Genomic DNA, 4,228 nt, shown 5'->3' with positions numbered 1-4,228 from the left:
AGCTTTATTTCTTGTTGCAGTTGCAGACTTCCTAACAAGTCTGTTTCTTTTTATTTAATAATTATAAAAATGAATAACAAATAACATCTTAAGCAAACTACTCATGACGCCGTGAGGCATCCAATATCCAACACGAATCTCTTCTCCAAGAGCAGAAAAACCAACCTTTAGGACTCAGAGGTTGGTTTTTCGGTTTTTTAAGCTGTATATCATATACAAACTTAGTTACTATAATGGATTTTCTAGGAATGAAAGAGAAGGTTAAGAACTATCAACCTAGCTCTTAACCTTCTCTAATGTTCTAGAATGATTAAAACAGATGGTAATTCTGTATTACTTAAAAATAGAATATGGAACTTTGAAGAAACTAATACCGTTAGCATAAGGTGCGTATTCATATTCACCAAATATAATTACAATGCCACCGTTCGTGTAATAAAACTGGTCTTGAGTTAAGTTCACAGATTTGAAATCTTCAACCCAGAATTGAGCGCCTTTTTTATTACGAGCAATCATTTGTTCACGGATATATTTATTTACTTTACCTAATTGCTTTTGGTTTGTAATGATATCTTTCAAACTAAGTTGTTTAGCCGTTAATAAATTATAATTGTAAGTATCAATCCAAGTCATACCATGTGCACCACCAGAGTACTGATCATTCGTAACAGAAATACTTAAAATATTATCTTGGTTGTAAGGTACAGAGTATTTCATATTTTGATAATAAGGACCTGGTGACCAACCGTTTTCGCGGTCCTTCTTTTCCTGTTCTTTTAATTCTTTATTTGCTTGCTGAGTTTCTTTAGCAATGTTTAAGAATTTTCTATTGAAACTAGCCTCAAATGGTTTATTAAAAAGACCAGATGCTTCTGGATAGCTAATATTATTTGCTAATGATTTTTTTGTAACGGTTATTCCCAACGCCTGGATTTTGTCACTAGGTGCTCTCTCATACTTAATGCTAGACGATTTTTGAGCATATAAATCTTTTGATACACCGTAAATTCCACCGTATTTTCCAGAATAAGAATAAGCGCGATATATTTGCCCTTTTGATACTTTCTTTGCTGCTACTAATTTATTATTTTTAATGTTATAAAGACTAGTATTCTTTAAAATTGTAACGCGGCCTATTTGTCCTTTGACGAGTTCTTGATTTCCCCACATTACTTTGGCTTCTGCATCTGTATGTGGAACGAGTGGCGAAAATAAAACAGCAAAAACTAAAATAGCTGCTATAACTTTTTTGAACCCTTTCATAAATGCCCCCCTGAAATGTTTTTGTAGGGTTTTAAAACTAATGTTTTTCCAAAAAACCCCAATTAAAAGTATAACACAAATCAACAGGGAATAATGATTATTTATATTGTTTTCGTAGACATAATTCATCAAATTTCTTTATGTATATTCCATTCATTTTCAGTTTACATAATGTAAATTATCGGAAATAAATAATGAGATCTTATTAGATAAGATCCCATTACGACTGAACTTAAAGACTCTTTAACATATTTTGCTTAAGTGTTTTTGCTATATTCATAAGGGTCCGAACATTTTGGGCCCATTTCTCATATTGTATTAGGTATTAATAATATATTGAGGTGAAAAAATATGGACGTAAATTATATAGATTCTTATTCTTATCCAAGACTTTTAGGCCCACAGTTCCCTGGATCGCCTGGCGGTTTCCCCGGATCACCTGGTGGACAGCAAGCTCCAACTTCCCCACCACCAGCATTTATCCCACAACAGCAAACAGCAACACCATTTGCAGTCGATCCAGGAGCCATTTCGTTGTGTTTATTCCGTAACACATATATATGGCTTAGAAATGGGTCAAGTTTTTGGTATTTCCCTATTTTTGTGGGACCCAGATCAGTTGCTGGTTTCAGATGGAACGGGCGATTCTGGACTATTTTTGGTATAGATACAAGACAAATTGTTTCATTTACATGTTTCTAAGCTTTCATAATTTATTACCCTAGAAAAAGGGAGGGATTAGCTTTGCAGCCTACAGAGAAGGTCAGGGTTAGTATGCCATTCCCATCACGATGGGGTATTCATGCTGAGATTGCAGGTAGACCTATGGTTTGGGGTGTGCTTATCATTAACTCTATTACAGGCAATAGAATAAGGGGTACAGTTAATTTTCGAGGCACTCTCATTCCCATTAATGGGTATTGGAATGAGGGAGGCAAACAAATTACCTTTGATTCACCTTATGCCACATATTCTGGTAACTTAACTATATTTGACGATTCTACTACTAGAATTCGACATCTTGTTTTAAGTGGGCAGGTTATTATGAAGCCACCCTCTTTGCTAGCAGGTAGGAATGGAACTTGGGTGGCTACCACAGATACAAGTCTCACAGGACCTGCCGTTAGCAATAGTGATTTACCTCCTGTTGGTGCCTTTTTAACATCAAATATACTTCATAGTGGACTTAGACGTTGAGAAAATCCTTTGAAAGTATACAATTTAAAAAGCAAAAAAACTAACTTTGAGTCAGATAGAAGTTAGTTTTTTTTTTGCTTTTTATGAGATAGATTAATACATCCTCTTATAAAATTATAGGAAATTCCTAATAAGTATTATAAATATTTTCGCATGTTTCAGCTTTTGGTTGATAAAAGCAGTGAAGTTTATATCGGGCAACAAGGGGTTGATTGTACCACGTTGGAGGGCACCGTTGAGGAGGTCTGAAATACCATAAGCTAAATTTTGCAGGCCAACTACGTTCTCCTCTGACAGATCGACGTGCCAAACGTTTTTCACTTTCTCTTGCTCTTTGATAGAAATAGCCTTTTTGAGTAGCTTCAAATGCATGGGGTTGATAAATCATTTGTGGAATAGTTCTCAGTCCTTTAAAATCGGAGCAATTCGCCCTGATTCGATTAACCCCTACATTTCCTATAAGAAGCATTCCCTTTTCACCCTCACCCTTCACCCTCTGCTCTGAGGAGTCTCGCTAAAAGAGCTATGTCTGAAGTTGTAGCTTTAACAACCGCCATAATTTCACCTCCAGAAATAAGATATTTCTCTATAGCTCGTATAATGTCTTTTCGTTATTTTTAAAAAAATAGGCTTTTCTCTACCATTACTTACTACCTGTTTTTTCCGAAACATGGACATTCACCTAAGACGGAAACTAGGTAAATGCATATTCTTGCTTTGATAAGAAAAAATGGAGGTTTTTGTCATGAATTCAGAAATGCATTTGTTACCTAATTTATATTTTCAAGAAAATCAGTTACCCTATGGAGATATGAGGTTTGGAAGACCAGGTTTTGGTAGTCCCTTTTTATATTAAATGAACTATATCCAAAAAGCCTTAAAATCAATGATCTTAAGGCTTTTTTTGAAGTAACTTACTAAATTTAGAAAATCAAAGCTTTGTAAATTTCAGTATATTCAGTTTCTTTACTTAAGTGACTTGTCTATAATGAATAAAACAAATGATGCAACAAACATAAAAAACATTGGCTAAGACTTAGCCAATGTTTTTTATGTTTAGATAGATACCCTGAGGAGGGCTTTTTCCAAAAAAACGGATGATTCTTCAGAATTCAGATTACATTCTATTCATCGACCTGTTTTCAGGTGAATTATCTATACGAATAACATTTAACAATTTGAGCAAACTACCCAAGATGCTGCGAAGCATCCTCTCATAGAACCCAATTGCATAACATCCAAGTAACAGAAAAAACTCCTGGCCAATGACAGGAGTTTTTTCTGTTTTTAAGCTGTATATGCTATACATCACTAGTTAACATAATGTACCTTATCGGAAAAAATAATAAATACAAACTAGTTTGTATAAGGATTAGCCCCTATTGAATGAGTTGTCTTATTCTATTTATTACATAATTTAATCACTTCTATTTTTTTATTTTAAAAATAGGCTTTTCTCTCCTATTACTTATTACTTATTTTTAAAAAAACATGGACATTCACCCAAGACGGAAACTAGGTAAATGCATATCCTTGCTCTGATAAGAAAAAAACGGAGGTTTTGATCATGAATTCAGAAATGCACTTGTTACCTAATTTATATTTTCAAGAAAATCAGTTATCCCATGAAGATATGAGGTTTATGGGAATGGGAATGGGAAGACCAGGTTTTGGTGGTCCCGGATTTGGCTTTGGAAGACCAGGTTTCGGTGGTCCCGGATTTGGCTTTGGAAGACCAGGTTTCGGTGGTCCCGGATTTGGCTTTGGA

Annotated in this window: 2 protein-coding genes and 2 pseudogenes; 2 read left to right on the top strand and 2 right to left on the bottom strand. The window is 34.6% G+C overall.

Going from position 1 to position 4,228, the window contains the following annotated elements; genetic code table 11:
* Positions 1 to 333 precede the first annotated feature (333 nt).
* Positions 334 to 1,263 (bottom strand): DUF3298 and DUF4163 domain-containing protein, encoded by a 930-nt coding sequence (locus tag ACFX4N_RS30680; RefSeq protein WP_377263773.1) that lies wholly within the window; start codon positions 1,261 to 1,263, stop codon positions 334 to 336.
* Positions 1,264 to 1,614: 351 nt separating this feature from the next.
* Here ACFX4N_RS30680 and ACFX4N_RS30675 point away from each other — a divergent pair, with 351 nt between their 5' ends.
* On the top strand, positions 1,615 to 1,965 hold the full coding sequence (locus ACFX4N_RS30675; protein ID WP_377263771.1) for a transporter: 351 nt from the start codon (positions 1,615 to 1,617) through the stop codon (positions 1,963 to 1,965).
* Between the two features lie 622 nt (positions 1,966 to 2,587).
* Here ACFX4N_RS30675 and ACFX4N_RS30670 read toward each other — a convergent pair.
* Positions 2,588 to 3,017 (bottom strand): annotated as a pseudogene (locus ACFX4N_RS30670) (cell wall hydrolase).
* Positions 3,018 to 4,027: 1,010 nt separating this feature from the next.
* Here ACFX4N_RS30670 and ACFX4N_RS30665 point away from each other — a divergent pair.
* Positions 4,028 to 4,228: pseudogene (locus tag ACFX4N_RS30665) on the top strand (hypothetical protein); the annotation flags it as partial.

The sequence above is a fragment of the Priestia sp. YIM B13551 genome (assembly GCF_042787905.1).
In the GTDB taxonomy this organism is placed as follows: Bacteria; Bacillota; Bacilli; order Bacillales; family Bacillaceae_H; genus Priestia.
The sequence above is the reverse complement of the archived record's forward strand: the minus strand, read 5'-3'. Positions and strand labels throughout refer to the sequence as shown.

Bases quoted from the DNA above. Each gene is read 5' to 3' on its own strand.
- ACFX4N_RS30675 (WP_377263771.1), top strand. From the start codon at position 1,615: ATGGACGTAAATTATATAGATTCTTATTCTTATCCAAGACTTTTAGGC.
- ACFX4N_RS30680 (WP_377263773.1), bottom strand. From the start codon at position 1,263: ATGAAAGGGTTCAAAAAAGTTATAGCAGCTATTTTAGTTTTTGCTGTT.